The 16,532-nt window shown below is 74.0% G+C and carries 16 protein-coding genes; 7 read left to right on the top strand and 9 right to left on the bottom strand.

Going from position 1 to position 16,532, the window contains the following annotated elements:
- Nucleotides 1–71: 71 nt before the first annotated feature.
- Together BMY04_RS15890 and BMY04_RS15885 are read left to right on the top strand one after the other, a co-directional pair.
- A complete protein-coding gene (locus BMY04_RS15890; RefSeq protein WP_232506444.1) occupies nucleotides 72–1,685 on the top strand; it encodes a DNA recombination protein RmuC in 1,614 nt (537 codons plus the stop codon).
- 138 nt (nucleotides 1,686–1,823) lie between these two features.
- Nucleotides 1,824–2,447 carry a hypothetical protein gene (locus BMY04_RS15885; protein WP_091183033.1) on the top strand — a complete coding sequence of 208 codons (624 nt, stop codon included), beginning with the start codon at nucleotides 1,824–1,826 and terminating at the stop codon, nucleotides 2,445–2,447.
- Nucleotides 2,448–2,592: 145 nt separating this feature from the next.
- Here the strand turns inward: BMY04_RS15885 and BMY04_RS15880 are convergent, their stop codons facing one another.
- Nucleotides 2,593–3,621 carry a 4-hydroxy-3-methylbut-2-enyl diphosphate reductase gene (locus tag BMY04_RS15880; protein ID WP_091183030.1) on the bottom strand — a complete coding sequence of 343 codons (1,029 nt, stop codon included), beginning with the start codon at nucleotides 3,619–3,621 and terminating at the stop codon, nucleotides 2,593–2,595.
- A 209-nt stretch (nucleotides 3,622–3,830) separates the two neighbouring features.
- Here BMY04_RS15880 and xseA point away from each other — a divergent pair, with 209 nt between their 5' ends.
- Nucleotides 3,831–5,057, top strand: coding sequence for an exodeoxyribonuclease VII large subunit (gene xseA / locus BMY04_RS15875; protein WP_091183026.1), 1,227 nt, complete (start codon nucleotides 3,831–3,833; stop codon nucleotides 5,055–5,057).
- On the top strand, nucleotides 5,054–5,305 hold the full coding sequence (locus BMY04_RS15870) for an exodeoxyribonuclease VII small subunit (protein WP_091183021.1): 252 nt from the start codon (nucleotides 5,054–5,056) through the stop codon (nucleotides 5,303–5,305). The genes xseA and BMY04_RS15870 overlap by 4 nt, the downstream gene beginning before the upstream one ends.
- A 46-nt stretch (nucleotides 5,306–5,351) precedes the next feature.
- On the opposite strand, the gene BMY04_RS15865 is transcribed toward BMY04_RS15870, so the two are convergent.
- Complete coding sequence (locus tag BMY04_RS15865; protein WP_139209897.1) at nucleotides 5,352–5,909, bottom strand: DUF4245 domain-containing protein; 558 nt, start codon at nucleotides 5,907–5,909, stop codon at nucleotides 5,352–5,354.
- A 63-nt stretch (nucleotides 5,910–5,972) separates the two neighbouring features.
- On the opposite strand from BMY04_RS15865, the gene BMY04_RS15860 reads away from it, so the two are divergent.
- Nucleotides 5,973–6,659, top strand: coding sequence for a spermidine synthase (locus tag BMY04_RS15860; protein ID WP_091183013.1), 687 nt, complete (start codon nucleotides 5,973–5,975; stop codon nucleotides 6,657–6,659).
- A gap of 31 nt (nucleotides 6,660–6,690) precedes the next feature.
- Complete coding sequence (locus BMY04_RS15855; protein ID WP_091183010.1) at nucleotides 6,691–8,097, top strand: class II fumarate hydratase; 1,407 nt, start codon at nucleotides 6,691–6,693, stop codon at nucleotides 8,095–8,097.
- Nucleotides 8,098–8,100: 3 nt separating this feature from the next.
- Here BMY04_RS15855 and BMY04_RS15850 read toward each other — a convergent pair whose 3' ends face one another.
- From BMY04_RS15850 to BMY04_RS15835, 4 genes are all read right to left on the bottom strand, one after another.
- Nucleotides 8,101–9,075 (bottom strand): sugar kinase, encoded by a 975-nt coding sequence (locus BMY04_RS15850; RefSeq protein ID WP_170854177.1) that lies wholly within the window; start codon nucleotides 9,073–9,075, stop codon nucleotides 8,101–8,103.
- Nucleotides 9,076–9,113: 38 nt separating this feature from the next.
- Nucleotides 9,114–10,304 carry a mandelate racemase/muconate lactonizing enzyme family protein gene (locus tag BMY04_RS15845; protein ID WP_091183007.1) on the bottom strand — a complete coding sequence of 397 codons (1,191 nt, stop codon included), beginning with the start codon at nucleotides 10,302–10,304 and terminating at the stop codon, nucleotides 9,114–9,116.
- A gap of 107 nt (nucleotides 10,305–10,411) precedes the next feature.
- Nucleotides 10,412–11,443 (bottom strand): LacI family DNA-binding transcriptional regulator, encoded by a 1,032-nt coding sequence (locus BMY04_RS15840; protein WP_091183005.1) that lies wholly within the window; start codon nucleotides 11,441–11,443, stop codon nucleotides 10,412–10,414.
- 41 nt (nucleotides 11,444–11,484) lie between these two features.
- Complete coding sequence (locus tag BMY04_RS15835) at nucleotides 11,485–12,444, bottom strand: aldo/keto reductase (protein WP_091183004.1); 960 nt, start codon at nucleotides 12,442–12,444, stop codon at nucleotides 11,485–11,487.
- 97 nt (nucleotides 12,445–12,541) lie between these two features.
- Between BMY04_RS15835 and BMY04_RS15830 the strand changes: the two genes are divergently transcribed.
- Nucleotides 12,542–13,414: a 3-keto-disaccharide hydrolase gene (locus tag BMY04_RS15830; protein ID WP_091183002.1), complete on the top strand. Its 873-nt coding sequence runs from the start codon at nucleotides 12,542–12,544 to the stop codon at nucleotides 13,412–13,414.
- Here BMY04_RS15830 and BMY04_RS15825 read toward each other — a convergent pair.
- The 3 genes from BMY04_RS15825 to BMY04_RS15815 all read right to left on the bottom strand — a co-directional run bounded on the left by BMY04_RS15825 (nucleotide 13,411) and on the right by BMY04_RS15815 (nucleotide 16,449).
- On the bottom strand, nucleotides 13,411–14,166 hold the full coding sequence (locus BMY04_RS15825) for an aggregation-promoting factor C-terminal-like domain-containing protein (protein WP_091182998.1): 756 nt from the start codon (nucleotides 14,164–14,166) through the stop codon (nucleotides 13,411–13,413). The two genes, BMY04_RS15830 and BMY04_RS15825, sit on opposite strands and share 4 nt — an antisense overlap.
- 66 nt (nucleotides 14,167–14,232) lie before the next feature.
- Entirely contained in the window at nucleotides 14,233–14,958 is a 726-nt protein-coding gene (locus BMY04_RS23120) for an aggregation-promoting factor C-terminal-like domain-containing protein (protein ID WP_091182995.1), read from the bottom strand.
- Between the two features lie 126 nt (nucleotides 14,959–15,084).
- Nucleotides 15,085–16,449, bottom strand: a complete 1,365-nt coding sequence (locus BMY04_RS15815; protein ID WP_091182991.1) for an RNA 5'-3' helicase PhoH2 — start codon at nucleotides 16,447–16,449, stop codon at nucleotides 15,085–15,087.
- Nucleotides 16,450–16,532 lie beyond the last annotated feature (83 nt).

The following is a 16,532-nucleotide window of genomic DNA, read 5'->3' as shown; positions in this document are numbered from 1 at the left end:
GGGCAGCGTCACACCGCTCCCGCGGTGTGGCGTGGAGCGTTGTGTCAGTGGCCCCCGGCATGCTCGTGGGCATGGACGGGTTCTCGGTGCTCCTGCTGCTCGCGGCGCTGCTGGTCGGGCTGGTGGCCGGCGTCGTCGGAGGGATGGCGGTCGGTCGCCGGCTGGCGCGCGCCGCGCTCGACACCACGGACGCGCACACCTCGGCCGCGCTGGCGGCGGCCCGCGCGGAGGTCGCCGACGCGCAGGCGGGGGCGGCGCAGGCCCGGACCGAGGCGGCTACCGCCCGTGCGGAGGCCGCCACCGCCCGCGCCGAGCTGGGCCAGGCGCGTGCGGACGTGGCCGAGGCCAAGGCCGGGGTGTCCGACGCACGAAGCGAGGCGGCCTCGGCGCAGGCCGAGGCGGCGACGGTCGCGGCGGAGATGGCCGGCGCCGTCGCCCAGCGCGACGCGGCCGTGGCCCGCGCGGCCGAGATCTCCGCCGATCGCGAGGCGCTGCTCAACCACTTCAAGGTCGTCTCGGCCGAGACCCTCGAGCGCCAGGGACGGAGCGCCGACGCCGCGCACGAGACCCGGATGCGCGCGACGGCCGAGCTCATGGCCCCGGTCCGCGAGCAGCTCGGCCTCCTGTCCACCCGGCTCACGGAGGTGGAGAAGGAGCGCGTCGCCATGTCGGTCGACCTGCGGGCGCAGGTGCAGACGGTCCAGCAGACCGGGGAGACGCTCCGGCGCGAGACGACCGCGCTGGTGACGGCGCTGCGCAAGCCGCAGATCCGCGGTTCCTGGGGCGAGACCCAGCTCAAGCGGGTCGCCGAGATCGCCGGCATGCTCGACCGCTGCGACTTCGACCTGCAGCGGACCATGACCACCGACGACAAGACCCTGCGCCCCGACATGCGGGTCAACCTCGCCGAGGGCAAGCACGTCTTCGTCGACTCGAAGGTCCCGCTCAGCGCGTTCCTCGAGGCCGCCGAGGCCGGTGACGACGCCGGGCGCACCGACGCGCTCGCCCGCTACGGGCGCCACGTGCGCACGCACGTCGACCAGCTCTCCGCCAAGCAGTACTGGAAGGGCGGGGAGACCCCCGAGTTCGTCGTGCTCTTCCTGCCGAGCGAGGCGTTCTTCGCCGCCGCGCTCGAGGTGGTGCCCGACCTGTACGACTACGCCGCGCAGCGCGACGTCGTGCTGGCGACGCCGACGACCCTGATCGGGCTGCTGCGCGCGGTCGCGTACGGCTGGCGCCAGGCCGCGCTGGCCGAGAGCGCGGCGGAGGTGTTCCGCCTCGGTCGCGAGCTGCACGAGCGGCTGGGCGTGATGGGCAGCCGGCTCGACAAGCTGGGCCGCGCGCTGCAGAGCTCGGTCAAGGCCTACAACGAGACCGTCGCCACGGTCGAGAGCCGCGTGATGGTGCAGGCGCGACGGTTCAACGACCTCAAGGTCACCGAGGCCGAGCTGACGGGTCTCACCCAGCTCGAGGCGACCACGCGCCAGATCCAGGCACCCGAGCTCGTCGAGGACGCGACGCAGGTCGAGCCGATGGTCGGCCGCACCAGCCGTCGCCGCGGCCGATCCGCGCGCGTCGACGAGATCCCCGAGGCCGCCGAGCTCGTGCGTCCCGAGCCCGACCTGTGGGAGCTCGTCTCCGACGAGGTGGGCCCGGCCGACGAGCGCGAGGCGCGCTCCTCCTGACCCCCTGATCGGGCCGTCGGGCGGCCCGCCCGTTCGCGGGGTACGGGAACTCGCCCTTGTCGCCCCCACCGCGCCGCTGGAGCGTGGAGGATCCGCGCGGCCGTGGGCGGCCGCGCACCGACACGGAGGGAGCCCTCGATGAAGATGGCTCTGCGCACCACCGCACTCGTCAGCGCGGCTGCCGCGACCGCGACCTGCCTGGCCCTCGCGCCCGTGGCCGCCGCGAACCCCGGCGGGGACGCCGACCGCCCGAAGGCCCCGCGCACGGTGCACGTCCGGGGCGAGCAGGTCCCGGTCGATGCGGCGAACGGCGTCTACACGATGGAGGGCGACCTGGTCGGGGAGTGGCTGTACGTCCCCCGTACGCCGCCGCTGCACACCTCGGACACCCTCTACGTCGAGGCCGGCACCGAGGTGTTCCGCGGGTGCATCGACCGCGACCACGACGAGCGGTGCGGCAGGCGCGACCGGCGCGGGGAGATGCACCTCGCCTTCCTCTACTGGGCGAGCTTCGACCTCGAGGGCAACCTGGTCCGGGGGCAGTGCGTGCACCCCGTCACCGGGGGCAACGGTGCGTTCCGTGGGGCGCGGGGACTGCTGACCATGGTCGACACGCCCGTCGGCGACGAGGTCCGGACGACCTACCGGGGCGAGGTCGTGCTCGACGCCGTGCCGTCGGAGGCCGCCACACCGCCGGCGGACCTCCCGTCCGGCACGACGGCGGCCGCCAAGGCCGCCGCGTCCGCCCGGAGCCGCTGCTGACAGCGCCGCGCGTCGCGGGAGGCTCCTCTCGTCCGCGGTCCGACGACGAGCGTCGGCTCGACGCCAGAACGCTCTCGACGCGAGAGCAACGCCGACCCGTTCCGGGCCCTTCGACAGGCGCAGGGAACGTTCCGCTCCCCGCGGGTCAGTCGCCCTTGACGCTGCGCTTGAGGCCGCGGCGCAGCTCCGGCGGGAGCGCGAAGGTGAGCGACTCCTCGGTCAGGCGCTCCTCGCGCGCGACGGGGAAGCCCTGCTCGACCAGCAGGTCGAGGACGCCCTGCACGAGGTCGTCGGGCACCGAGGCGCCGCTGGTCACGCCGACCGAGGTGACGCCGTCGAGCCAGGCGAGGTCGACCTCGCCCGCGTTGTCCACGCGGTGGGCCGTCGTCGCGCCGGCCTCGAGGGCCACCTCGACGAGGCGGACGGAGTTGGAGGAGTTCGCGGAGCCGACGACGATCACGAGGTCGGAGTGCGCGGCGATCTGCTTGACGGCGGCCTGGCGGTTGGTCGTGGCGTAGCAGATGTCGTCGCTCGGCGGGTCGAGCAGCTGCGGGAACCGCTCCTTGAGCCGGGCCACCGTCTCGAGCGTCTCGTCGACGCTGAGCGTGGTCTGGCTCAGCCAGGCGAGGCGGCTGGGGTCCTGCACCTCGAGGGTGTCGACGTCGGCCGGCGACTGCACGAGGGTCGTCCGCTCCGGCGCCTCGCCCATCGTGCCCTCGACCTCCTCGTGGCCGGCGTGGCCGATGAGGAGGATCTCCCGGTCCTCGCGGGCGAAGCGGCGGGCCTCGTGGTGCACCTTGGTGACGAGCGGGCAGGTGGCGTCGATGGCCTGCAGACCGCGCTCCACCGCCTCGGCCTTGACCGCCGGCGACACCCCGTGCGCGCTGAACACGACGGTCGAGCCGGGCGGGACCTCGTCGAGCTCCTCGACGAACACCGCCCCGCGGGCGGCCAGGTTCTCCACGACGTGGCGGTTGTGGACGATCTGCTTGCGGACGTAGACGGGCGCCCCGTACGCCTCCAGCGCCTTCTCCACGGTGACCACCGCGCGGTCGACGCCGGCGCAGTAGCCGCGCGGCGCGGCGACGACGACCTGCTTCTCCCCCGCCTTCGCCGGCGCGGCGGGCAGCAGGTCGAGGGTCGCGCTGGGGCTCGCGCCGGGGGTGTCGGACATGCGCCGAGTCTACCGAGGGCCCCGGCGCCCGCTCCGTCCTCGCCGCTCTCGCCCCGCTCGCGGGAAGTGGTCGCTCCCGGACCTCCCGACGGCGCTTCGCGGTCCCGGAGCGACCACTTCCGCGGCCGGAAGGCCGGGAGGCGCGAGGAGGACGGCGCGGGCGGCTCGTCGTCGGCGGTCCTGTCGGTGCTCGTCGTTAGAGTTCCGGCGTGGCCCTGGACTCGTCGCCGGAGAACCCGCAACCCCTGCGGCGCGTGGCGCACCTGGTCCGCGGCTGGATCGAGCGGCTCGGGCCGGTCTGGGTGGAGGCGCAGCTGATCGAGGTGAGCCGGCGCAGCGGCCGGACGATCTTCCTCACCCTCCGCGACCGGCTGGCCGAGGTGTCGGTCTCGGTGACGGTGTCGCCGACGACCTTCGACGCCGCGGGGCCGCTGACCGAGGGCTCGACCGTCGTCGCCCGGCTCAAGCCGTCGTACTTCGAGCAGTCCGGCCGCTTCTCCTTCTACTGCGACGCCCTGACGCCGGTCGGCGAGGGCCGGCTGCTCGCCCGGCTCGAGCAGACCAAGCGGCTGCTCCAGGCGGAGGGACTGTTCGACGCGGCCCGCAAGAAGCGGCTGCCGTTCCTCCCGCGCGCCGTCGGCCTCATCACGGGTGCGGGCAGCGCCGCCGAGCGCGACGTGGTCGAGAACGCCCGCCGCCGCTGGCCGGGCGTCCGGATCGAGGTGCGCCACGCGCTGGTCCAGGGCGGGCAGGCGGCCGAGCAGGTCATGTCCGCGCTCGAGCGGCTCGACGACCTGCCCGAGGTCGAGGTGATCGTCATCGCGCGCGGCGGCGGGTCGCTGGAGGACCTGCTGCCCTTCTCCGACGAGGGCCTGGTGCGGGCGGTCTTCGCGGCCCGCACACCGGTGGTCAGCGCGATCGGCCACGAGAGCGACAACCCGATCCTCGATCTGGTCGCCGACGTGCGCGCCTCGACGCCCACCGACGCGGCCAAGCGCGTCGTGCCCGACGTCGCCGAGGAACGCACCCGGATCGCCTCCGTCGCCGCCCGGCTCGACCACCTCGTCGACGCGCTGCTCAGCCGCCAGCAGGAGGGGCTCCGCGCCCTGCGCTCGCGGCCGGTCCTCGTCGACCCCACCGGATCGTTCTCGATCCACGACGCCCAGGTGGCCGAGGCCCGCGGGCGTGCGCTGCGAGCGGTGAGCGCGTTGGTCGAGCGCGAGTCGGTCGCGGTCTCCCACCAGCTCGCGCGGGTGCGGGCGATGTCGCCCAAGGCGACCCTCGAGCGCGGGTACGCCATCGTCGTCGGGCCCGAGGGCCACGCCCTCACCTCGGTGGCGGACGCCGACCCCGGCGACGACCTGCTCGCCTACCTCGCCGACGGCCAGCTGGCGGTCGAGGTCCGTGACGTACGACCCGGACGGAGCGCCGCGTGAGCCCCCAGGACAGGACGGCCGACCAGGCCGCGCCCGAGCTGACCTACGAGCAGGCGCGCGACGAGCTCGTCTCGGTCGTCCAACGCCTCGAGTCCGGTGGCGTGCCGCTGGACGAGTCGCTGCGGCTGTGGGAGCGGGGCGAGGAGCTGGCCGGCATCTGCCAGCGCTGGCTCGACGGGGCCCGTGCCCGGGTGGAGGCCGCGCGCAGGGCCCGGGCCGAGGAGACGCCCGCTCCGTCCGGAGACTGAGGCTCACGGCCGTCGTCGGCCCGGGGTCCCGCCGCGGGTGAGCCGCTCAGGAGCCCGAGGTCGACAGGATCCCGGCGTAGGTGTCGAGGGCCTCGTAGGGCAGGTCCGCGCTGATGACGGTGGTGACCTTCGGCTCGCGGTCGACCAGGGAGCGCGTCCGGCCGTCCGGGCTCACGAACCGCTCCCAGGTCTGGTCGCCCACCACGCTCTGGCCGTCGGCCACGCCCTCGCGCGTCTCGTCGCGCACGAGCTCGTCGGGCTGCAGGTCGCCCTGGGCGAGCCCGATGAAGACGTCGTCGCTGGTCAGGAAGCCGAGCTTCCAGAGGTTGCGGGCCGAGGGCTCGCCGTTGAGGTAGGGCTCCCCCGTCTTGACCCAGGTGGCCTGGACGGCACGCCAGCCCGGCGGCAGGTTCACCGGCGTGAGCACCGGGTACGGCGCCTCGCTGCGCGCGGTGGCCGCCACCGGCTGCCAGTCCACGACGGTCACCGGGTGGTCGCCGACGTCACGGGTGAAGAAGAGGGTGACCAGCACGAGCGGCACGAGGATGACCACGAGCGACCTGATCAGGTCGCCCATCGTCGCCGGTTTCTTCGCTCGCGCCACGCCGCTATCTTCCCGCACCGCGCCAACTCGCGATGCAGCGTCACGACGCGGCAGGATGCGCGGGTGGACGAGGTCGTGACGCTCGGGCGGGCCGAGAGCGACCGGGGCGAGGTGCTCCTGCGCCGCCGCGGCACCGGGGCCTACGCCGTCGAGGAGCTGGTCGTCAACGGAACCTTCGCCATGGACAGCACCGAGACCCACAGCGAGCGCGAGCTCGGACGCCTCGCCGGTGGGGCCCCGCGCGTGCTGATCGGCGGGCTCGGGCTCGGCTGGACCGTCGCCGCGGTGCTGGACGAGGCCGACCGGCTCGGGCTGGAGGTGCAGGTCGACGTCGTGGAGCTCGAGGCGGCCCTGGTCGCCTGGGCGCGCGAGGGGCGCACACCCACGCTGGCCCGGGCGGCGACCGACCCGCGGGTGCGGCTGCACGTCGGCGACGTCGCCGCCGTGCTCGCCCGCCGCGGCGGGCCGGCCGGGCCGTGGGACGCGATCCTGCTCGACGTCGACAACGGGCCCGACTTCCTGATCCACGCGCAGAACGACGCCCTCTACACCGAGCCCGCCCTGCGCGAGGCGTACGACCGGCTCGCCCCCGGCGGCCTCCTGGCCATCTGGTGCCAGGCGCCCTCGCCACCCCTGCTCGCCGCGCTGCGGACCGTCGACGCGTCCGCCGAGGAGCACCGCCACCGCGTCTCGCGCGAGGGCCGGACGTTCACCTACGCGATCGAGGTGCTGCGTCGTCCACCCGCCTGAGCCGGTCGGAGGGGTGCGGCAGGATGAGGTCATGGCCAGCGCTGAGACCAGTGAGTTCCGGATCGAGCACGACACGATGGGCGAGGTCCGGGTCCCGCGCGACGCGCTGTGGAAGGCCCAGACCCAGCGCGCGGTCGAGAACTTCCCGATCTCCGGCACCCCGATCGAGCCGGCGCTGGTCGCGGCCCTCGGGCTGATCAAGGGCGCCGCCGCCCAGACCAACGCCCGTCTGGGCCGCCTCGACCAGGGCCGCGCCGACGCGATCGCCGCCGCCGCCGCGCAGGTCGCCTCCGGGGCGCACGACGCGGAGTTCCCGATCGACGTCTTCCAGACCGGGTCGGGCACGTCGAGCAACATGAACGCGAACGAGGTCATCGCCTCGCTCGCCAGCGCGAGCCTGGGCGACGACGTCCACCCCAACGACCACGTCAACGCGTCCCAGTCGAGCAACGACGTCTTCCCGAGCGCGATCCACATCGCCGCGACGCAGGGGCTCGTGCAGACCCTCGTGCCGGCGCTGGAGCACCTCGCCGAGTCGCTCGAGCGCAAGGCCACCGAGTTCGCCGAGGTCGTCAAGAGCGGGCGTACGCACCTGATGGACGCGACCCCGGTGACCCTGGGGCAGGAGTTCGGCGGGTACGCCGCGCAGGTCCGCTACGGCGTCGAGCGCATCCGCGCCGTGCTGCCGCGCGTCGCGGAGCTCCCGCTCGGCGGGACCGCGGTCGGCACCGGCATCAACATGCCGAAGGGCTTCGCCGCCGAGGTCATCGGGATCATCGCCGAGCAGACGCACCTGCCGCTCACGGAGGCCCGCAACCACTTCGAGGCCCAGGGGGCGCGCGACGCGCTCGTCGAGGCCTCCGGCGTGCTCAAGACCATCGCTGCCGGGCTCAACAAGATCGCCAACGACATCCGCTGGATGGGCTCGGGCCCCCGCGCGGGCCTCGGCGAGATCGCCCTGCCCGACCTGCAGCCGGGCAGCTCGATCATGCCGGGCAAGGTCAACCCGGTCCTGTCGGAGGCCATGACCCAGGTCTGCGCGCAGGTGGTCGGCAACGACGCGGCGGTGACGTTCTCCGGGGCGGCCGGCGCCTTCGAGCTGAACGTGATGCTGCCGGTCATGGCGCGCAACGTGCTGGAGTCGATCCGGCTGCTCGCCAACATCAGCCGCGTCTTCGCCGACCGCTGCGTCGACGGGATCACCGCGAACGTCGAGCACTGCCGCTTCCTCGCCGAGTCGAGCCCCTCGATCGTCACCCCGCTCAACCGCTACATCGGCTACGAGGCCGCCGCCTCCGTCGCCAAGCAGGCGCTCAAGGAGTCGAAGACGATCCGCGAGGTGGTCGTCGAGCGCGGCTTCGTCAGCGACGGCACGCTCACCGAGGAGCAGCTCGACGCGGCCCTCGACGTGCTGTCGATGACGCGCGCCCCGGCCTGAGCCTCAGCTCGCGGCGAGCAGCGCGTCGACCTCCGTACGGTCCGGCATGGCGTCGAGGTCGCCCGTCCGGGTCGTGACGAGCGCACCGACGGCTGCGGCGCGGTCGAGACGTCCCTGGAGGGGTTCGCCGCCGAGCAGCCCGGCGACGTAGCCCGCGGCGAAGCCGTCCCCGGCGCCGACCGTGTCGACCGCCTCGACGGCGAACCGTCGTGACCGCACCAGGTTCCCGTCGGCCGTCGCCCCGACGGCACCCCGCGCGCCGAGCTTGACCGCCACCTCCCGGGCGCCGAGGCCGAGGTAGAAGGCCACGACCGCCTCAGGGTCGGCGCTGCCGGTGAGCAGCCGGGCCTCCTCGACGCCGGGCAGCACGAGGTCGGCCCGGGCCGCGACGGCGTGGAGGACGTCGCGCATCTCGTCGCGGTCCGACCACAGGGGCAGGCGCAGGTTGGGGTCGAACGACACGGTGCACCCGGCTCCGACCGCTGCTTCGAGCAGGTCGAGCGTCGCCTGCCGGGAGGCCGGCGAGATCCCGAGCGTGATGCCGGTCAGGTGCACGTGGCCCAGCCCGGGCAGCAGGGCCGCGACGCCGGGCAGGACCTCGGGGGCGCTGAGCGCGAACGCGGTGCCCCGGCGCAGCTGCAGCACCTCGGGGTCGCCGCTCCCGTCCCCGGCCTTGAACATCACCGCGGTCGGGCCGGAGGCGCGGCGCAGCACGGCCGGCACGTCCAGCGCGCGCAGCCGCTCCGCCGCGAAGTCGCCGTGGGCGTCGTCGCCGAGCACCGTCGCGTACGTCGCCGGCACCCCGAGCCGGTGGAGCCCGACGGCCACGTTGAGGTCGGCCCCGCCGAGGAACCGGTCGAAGGTGGTCGCCGCCGCGAGCGAGGGCGACGCCGCCGCGTACCCGACGAGCGCCTCGCCGAAGGTCAGCACCCCACCCCGGTGCCCACGACCGGCTCCGCTCACGTCCCCCGCCACCACGCCTCCCGCCTCGTCCGACCCCGCCCCGCCCGTCGCGCTCAGTCGAAGAAGCCCTGGTCCTCGGGCCGCAGGTACGCCCGGGTCGCGTCCTCGTCGAAGGTCACGCCCAGCCCGGGGGCGTCGCCGACCGTGACGAACCCGTCCTGGACGATCGGGCTCGGCAGGCCGCTGACGATGTCGTACCACCACGGGTGCTCCGCGACCGGGTACTCGAAGGCGATGAAGTTGTCGGGCAGGGTCGCGCAGACCTGCACCAGCGCCGCGAGCCCCAGGACGCCGTCGAGCACGCCGTGGGGGGCCATCTGCACGCCGTGCAGGTCGGCCAGCTCGGCGACCCGCTTGAGCTCGGCGAGGCCGCCGACGTCCATCGGGTCGGGGCCGACCACCCGGACGGCCTTGCGCTCGACCAGCTCCTGGAAGTTCTGGCGCAGGTAGATCTGCTCGCCGGTGTGGGTGGGCGTCGTGGTGGCGACGGTGACCTCGCGGTACTGGTCGGCGTGCACCCACGGGACATAGTCGCCGGTCAGCAGGTCCTCGCCCCACAGGACGTTCAGCGGCTCGATAGCCCGCATCACGCGGATGGCGTCGGTGACCGTCCAGCCTGGGCCCATGTCGAGCGCCAGCCCGATCTCGTCGCCGAGCACGTCCTTCATCGCCTCGACGCAGCGGACCGTGTGCTTGAGGCCCTTCTCGGTGAGCGGGCCGCGGTTGGGGTGGCGGGGGCCGGTGCGCTGGTCCCCGAGCATGAAGCCGGCCACGTTCTGGCTCATGAAGCCGTGGAAGCCGACTCCCTCCTTGATGATCGTGAAGCCCTCGGGCGCCGCCTTCATCTCGGCCATCGCGGCGGCGTAGTGCTCCGGCTCGTGGCCCTCGAGGACCGGGCGGACGCCGCCGTTGTAGACGCGGACGCGGTCGCGGACCTTGCCGCCGAGCAGCTTGTAGACGGGCAGCCCGTACGCCTTGCCCGTCAGGTCGTGCAGCGCGACCTCGAGCGCGGAGACCACGCTCCCCCAGGGCTTGAACGCCGCGAACCGGCGGATCTTGAGCATGCAGCGCTCGATGTCGGTCGGGTCCTCGCCGAGCAGGAAGGGTTCGTAGAGGGGGACGACCGTGGCCATGTACGGCTTGGACGACTCGATCTGGCTGTAGCCGTCGACCCCTTCGTCGGTCACCACGCGGATCACCGGGCTGTCACCGAGGAGGGCGCAGCGGATGGCGGTGATCTTCATGGTCGTGCTCCTCGCTCGTGGACCGACCGCCCGGCCCTCGTAGGGTCGGACGGACTCGAAACCGGTTTCGCCGACGCTAGCAGGGGCTGTCCGCGACGGCGCCAGCCCTAGCCCGCGGACTCCCGGACGACCAGGACCGGGTCGGCGAAGGGCGGCGGCTCCTCGACCTGCTCGCCGAGGATGCCCAGCAGGCGCGAGGCGCAGCGCACCCCGAGGCCGAAGACGTCCTGCGACACGGTCGTCAGCGCCGGGGTGGACCAGCGGCTGGCCGACAGGTCGTCGTGACCCACCACCGCCACGTCGTCGGGGATGCGCAGCCCCGCCGCGTTGACGGCCCGGCAGCCGGCCAGCGCCATCTGGTCGTTGTCGTAGAGGATCGCCGTCGGCCGCTGCGGCTGGGCCAGGAGCGCCGCCGTCGCGGCGAAGCCCTCCTCCGCCGAGGCGTCGGTCTGCCGGATCCCGACCAGCGCGGTGCCCGCGTCCGCCACGGCCTGCACGAGCGTCCGCGTGCGGTAGACGACGTAGGACCGGCTGGGCGGACCGCAGACGTACGCGATGCGGTCGCGGCCGCGCTCGACGAGGTGGCGGACCGCCTCGTCCATGCCGCCGCCGGGGTGCTCGGGCCCCTCCCAGGGCAGGTCCACCGGCGACCAGGGCCGGCTGACGACCACCGCCGGCAGCCCGAGCTCGTCCACGAGCCCGAAGCGGAAGTCGTCGACGCTCGTCTCCGCCACCAGCACGCCGTCGACGCGGTGGGAGTGCGCGAGCTCGCGGTAGGTCGCCGCCTCCTCCGCCGCGCTGGGGTGGGTGGCGATGCGCAGCAGCAGCCAGTAGCCGTGGCGCGCGAGGACCGACTCGATGCCCGAGACCAGCTCGGCGTGGTACGGGTCGGCCGCCAGCAGGTCCGGTCGCCGGTTGAGGATGAACCCGACCGTCCGGGTGCGTCCCGCCAGGGCCACGGCCCGGGCCGACGGGCGCCAGCCGGCGAGCTCCGCGATGCGCAGGACCCGCTGCCGGGCCTCCTCCGAGATCCCGGGCTGGTTGTTGACCGCCTTGGACACCGTCGCCTTGGAGCACCCCGCGAGCAGCGCGATGTCGGAGATGGTGACCCGGCGCTGCCCCTCGGCACTCCTGGTCATGGACGACTCCCCTCGCCGGCCCGCGAGCTCGTGCGCGGGTCTCAGTCCTCGCCGAAGTCGACGGGCGGGGTCCCGAGCTCGTCGACAGCATCCCAGAACCCGTCGGGGATCACGCGCTCGGCGAGGACGCGCGTCTGCTCGACCCGGGCCGGCACGGCCGTGCCGACCAGCGTGGTGGAGATGGCGGGGTTGCGCAGCGAGAACTGCAGGGCGGCGGCCGGCATCGGGACGTCCCACTCGCGGCACACGGCGTCGAGCCGCTCGACGAAGGCGAGCACCTCCGCGGGCGCCGGCTCGTAGGCGTAGGTGGCACCCGGGCGTGACCCCCGCGCCAGCAGCCCGCCGCCGAAGGCCGCGCCGTTCAGCACGCCGAGCCCGCGCTCGGACCAGGCGCTGATCAGCTCGGCGGCCGAGCGGTTGAGCAGCGTGTAGCGGTTGTGGGTGAGCACGACGTCGAACACCCCGGTGCGGACGTAGGCGTCGACGAGCGAGAGGGGGCCGGCCGCGATGCCGAGGTGGCCGACCGCGCCCTCGTCCCGCAGGCGTACGAGCGCCGCGACCGCGCCCTGCGGGCCCATGGTGTCGGCGAAGGAGACCGTGTACGGGTCGTGCAGGTGGTAGAGGGGGAAGTGGTCGACCCCCACGCGCCGGGTCGACTCCTCGAAGGAGCGCAGGACGCGGTCGTGGTCGAAGCGCCCCGTCGTCAGGTCGCAGTCGGCCTTGGTGGCGAGGACGACCCCGTCGGGGAGGTGCCCGCCGAGCGCGGCGAGACCGGCCCCGAGCGCCGCCTCGCTGCGCCCCTGGCCGTAGCTGTTCGAGCTGTCGACCAGCCGGAACGGGCCCGTCAGCATCGTGCGCGCCGTCTCCGCGGCGTGCTCGCTGGGCGGCTCGCCGAGCGGGCGGTCCTGCCCCAGGGTGGAGGCCCCGAGGGAGACCGGCGACACCTCCAGACCTGTCCGCCCGAGCAGGCGCAGCCCGCTGACCGCCACCGGTGACCCCATCGCAACCCCTTCCGAGCACGGCCGGTCTCGAAACCGGTTTCTCGGTACCCTACGCATCTCCCTCCCGCACGCGCACGCCCTTCCACCAGGAGCACGCATGGCACCGCAGGACGAGCCGGCCACGACCGACGAGGGCTTCGTGCCCCTGTTCGACGGCAGCACGCTGGCGGGCTGGCACGCCGCGCCCCGGACGTTCGGCTCGGTGTGGCCCGGCGGTCCGGACCTCGCCGGGCGGGCCGACCTCGCCCAGGCCGACGCCGACGCGCGCGCGTACCCCGCCCGGTGGGAGGTGGTGGACGGCGCCATCGAGGGGTTCCAGGACCCCGACCACCCCGGCTTCGGCGGCTACCTGGTCTCCGACCGCACCTTCGGCGACTTCGAGCTGCGGCTCGAGATGCGCCCGGACTGGCCGGCGGACACCGGCGTCATGCTCCGGCGCCGCCGCGACACCTGGCACGGGCTGCAGGTCCTCGTCGACCACCGCAAGTCGGGCTCGATCGGCGGCTTCTTCGGCAACGGCCTGGCGAACTTCCACGCCGTCCCGTACGTCCTCGACGTCTCCACCGGCGCCGACGGGACCCCGGACGGGCTCGTGCTGGAGGATCCGGCGACGACCCTCGAGCCGATGACGCCCGACAAGCCCGCGCGCCTCGTCCGCCGGGGCGACCCGGAGGCGTTCCTCGCGGCGTGGCGGTTCGGCGACTGGAACCGCCTGCGCGTGCGCTGCGTCGGCGCCAAGCCGCGCGCCACGACCTGGGTCAACGACGTCCTCGTCGCCGAGATCGACCTCGCCACGCTGGAGGCGCCGAACTACGACGCGGACGCCGTGGCCGCGTTCCTCGGCCGTTCCGGCCACCTGGCCCTCGAGGTCCACGACAACGACCCCCGCTTCGGCGAGGCCCGCTGGGCCCGCGGCGCCCGCTGCCGGTGGCGCGCGCTGGAGATCAAGGAGCTTTCGCCGGGGGACTAATAATTCCCGGCGCTCTCCCAGTGCGACTTGGCGTCGCAGGGGCTGCCGTAGCGGCTCTTCATGTAGCTGACGCCCCAGATGATCTGGGTCGCGGGGTTGTCGCGCCAGTCGGCCGCGACGCTGGCCATCTTGGACCCGGGCAGCGACTGCGGGAGCCCGTACGCGCCCGAGCTCGGGTTGGTGGCGTGGACGTTCCAGCCGCTCTCGCGCTTGATGATCCAGTCGAAGCAGGAGAACTGGTCCTCGCCGTAGCTGAACTTGTTCGCGAGGATCTGGCGGGCGATCTCCCGGACGTCGGTGGTGCCCGGCGTGTAGCCCTGGTTGGCGATCGCGGCCTGCCGCGCCCGCTCCTCGGCCGCCGCGGCCTCGGCCTCGGCCGCCTCGGCCCGCTCCTTCGCCGCCTGTACCTGGGCCTTGATCTCGGCCTTCTTCTGCGTCGACTGCCGGTCGATCGCCTCGCCCTGGGCGCTCAGGCTGAGCGCCCGCTGGTAGGCGGAGCCGGCGGCCACGGCGGCGACGCGGGCGCGCTCGGCGTCGCGGTCGTCCCGCGCGGCGGTCGCCGCGCGCTCGGCGTCGGCGACCGGGTCGGCCGGGGCGTAGGCCACCGGGACGAACTCACCCGGCGCGACGCTGGCGGCGGGCGGGTCGGCGACCGTGCTCGTCGGGCTGGGCGTCACGAACGCCGCGGCACCCGCCCCGACGCAGACCGCGGCCACGACCCCGACGAGCCCGTGGCGGACGACCGAACGCACACCCCCAAGGTTGCCACGCGACCCGCTCACGGGCCGCCGGTCCGCTGCTCCCGCGGGGAGCAGCGATCAGTAGTTGCCGGCGCTCTCCCAGTGCGACTTCGCCCCGCAGGGGCTGCCGTAGCGGGACTTCATGTACTGCGCACCCCAGATGATCTGGGTCGCCGGGTTGTCGCGCCAGTCGGAGGCGACGCTCGCCATCTTGGAGCCGGGCAGCGACTGCGGGAGCCCGTACGCGCCGGAGCTCGCGTTGGTGGCGTGGACGTTCCAGCCGCTCTCGTGCTTGATGATCCAGTCGAAGCAGGAAAACTGGTCGCTGCCGTAGCCGAACTTGTTCTGCAGGATCTGCTGCGCCATCTCGCGCGGGTCGGTGACCCCGGCCTCGTAGCCCTGCGCCTTGATGGCGGCCTTCCGCTTCTTCTCCGCGGCGGCCGCCCTGGCCTTGGCCTCGGCCTTCGCCTTGGCGCGGGCGGCCTTGATCTGGTCGGACTTCTTGGTGATGGCCTTGCCCTGGTCGCCCAGGTCATTCGCCCGCTCGGTGGCCGCGAGGGTGGCGGCGTCCGTGATCCGGGTGCGCTCCGCGTCGCGGTTCTCCCGCTGCGCGCTCGCGGCGCGCTGGGCCTCGACGGCCGGGTCGGCCGGGACCAGCGGGGCGATGACGGACTGCGGGGCGAGGCTGTTGGCGGGCTCCGCCAGCGTGGTCGTGGCGGGCGCGCCGAGCGCGGTCACACCGGCCACGACGGCGAAGGTGGCGGCTCCGACCCCGGCGAGGCCATGACGGACGAGTCGACGCATCGGACGAGGGTGCCACAGCGTCGTTATCAAAGTGAAATACGCGGAATCTTCCCCGGTCCGCATGATCACAGTAACGTTCGGCGGCCTCCGGGGGGGGCTGCCCGGGAGGCCGCCGGACGGCGGGCATCAGATGCCCAGGTCCTCCAGCATGTCGGTCACCAGGGCCGCGATCGGCGAGCGCTCGGAACGGTGCAGCGTGACGTGGGCGAAGAGCGGGTGGCCCTTGAGCTTCTCGACCACGGCGGCCACCCCGTCGTGACGGCCGACACGGAGGTTGTCGCGCTGGGCGACGTCGTGGGTGAGCACCACGCGCGAGTCCTGGCCGATGCGGCTCAGCACGGTGAGGAGGACGTTGCGCTCCAGCGACTGGGCCTCGTCGACGATCACGAACGCGTCGTGCAGCGAGCGGCCGCGGATGTGGGTGAGGGGCAGGACCTCGAGCAGGCCGCGGTCCATCACCTCCTCGATGACGACCTTGGAGGTGACCGCGCCGAGCGTGTCGAACACCGCCTGGGCCCAGGGCGCCATCTTCTCCCCCTCCGAGCCCGGCAGGTAGCCGAGGTCCTGGCCGCCGACGGCGTACAGGGGGCGGAACACGACGACCTTGCTGTGCTGACGACGTTCCAGGACGGCCTCCAGGCCGGCGCACAGCGCGAGCGCCGACTTGCCGGTCCCGGCGCGACCGCCGAGCGAGACGATGCCCACGGTCGGGTCCAGCAGGAGGTCGAGCGCGACGCGCTGCTCGGCGGAGCGGCCGTGCACGCCGAAGGCGTCGCGGTCCTTGACCAGGCGCACCTCCTTGTTGGGCGTGACGCGGGCGAGCGCCGTGGAGCTGGAGCCGAGCAGCACCACGCCGGTGTGGCACGGCAGGTCGCGGGCGGCCTCGAGGTCGAGGGTGCCCGCCTCGTACAGGGCGTCGAGCTCGGCGCTGGTCGCGTCCACCTCGACCATGCCGGTCCAGCCGGTGCTGACGGCCAGCTCGGCGCGGTACTCCTCGGCCCGCAGCCCGACGGAGGCCGCCTTGACCCGCATCGGCAGGTCCTTGGAGACCAGGGTGACGTCGCGGCCCTCGGCGGCGTAGTTCAGCGCGACGGCGAGGATGCGCGAGTCGTTGTCGCCCAGCCGGAAGCCGGCCGGCAGCGCGGTGGGGTCGGTGTGGTTGAGCTCGACGTGGAGCGTGCCGCCCTCGTCGTTCGCGGGGACGGGCGCGTCCAGGCGGCCGTGGGCGACCCGGAGGTCGTCGAGGTGGCGCAGGGCCGTCCGGGCGAAGTAGCCGAGCTCGGCGTCGTGGCGCTTGCCCTCGAGCTCGGTGACGACGACGAGCGGCAGGACGACGTCGTGCTCGGCGAACCGGCGCAGGGCGCTCGGGTCGGACAGCAGGACCGAGGTGTCGACCACGTACGTGATCCGGTCGGGGGCGGGTGCGCTCGTGGGGGACGGCGCCGGCTGCGCGGACGGTGCTGACGGTGCTGACGGTGCTGACAGGGACATCGGTCTGCCCTTCACGGGGGCCGCACGCCATCTGCGTCCGGCCCCACGGGTCACGTGGTTGGCCGGGTGAGATGACGGACCGC

Source organism: Microlunatus flavus, from assembly GCF_900110855.1.
In the GTDB taxonomy this organism is placed as follows: domain Bacteria; phylum Actinomycetota; class Actinomycetes; order Propionibacteriales; family Propionibacteriaceae; genus Microlunatus; species Microlunatus flavus.
This window is presented reverse-complemented; position numbering and strand designations above follow the sequence as displayed.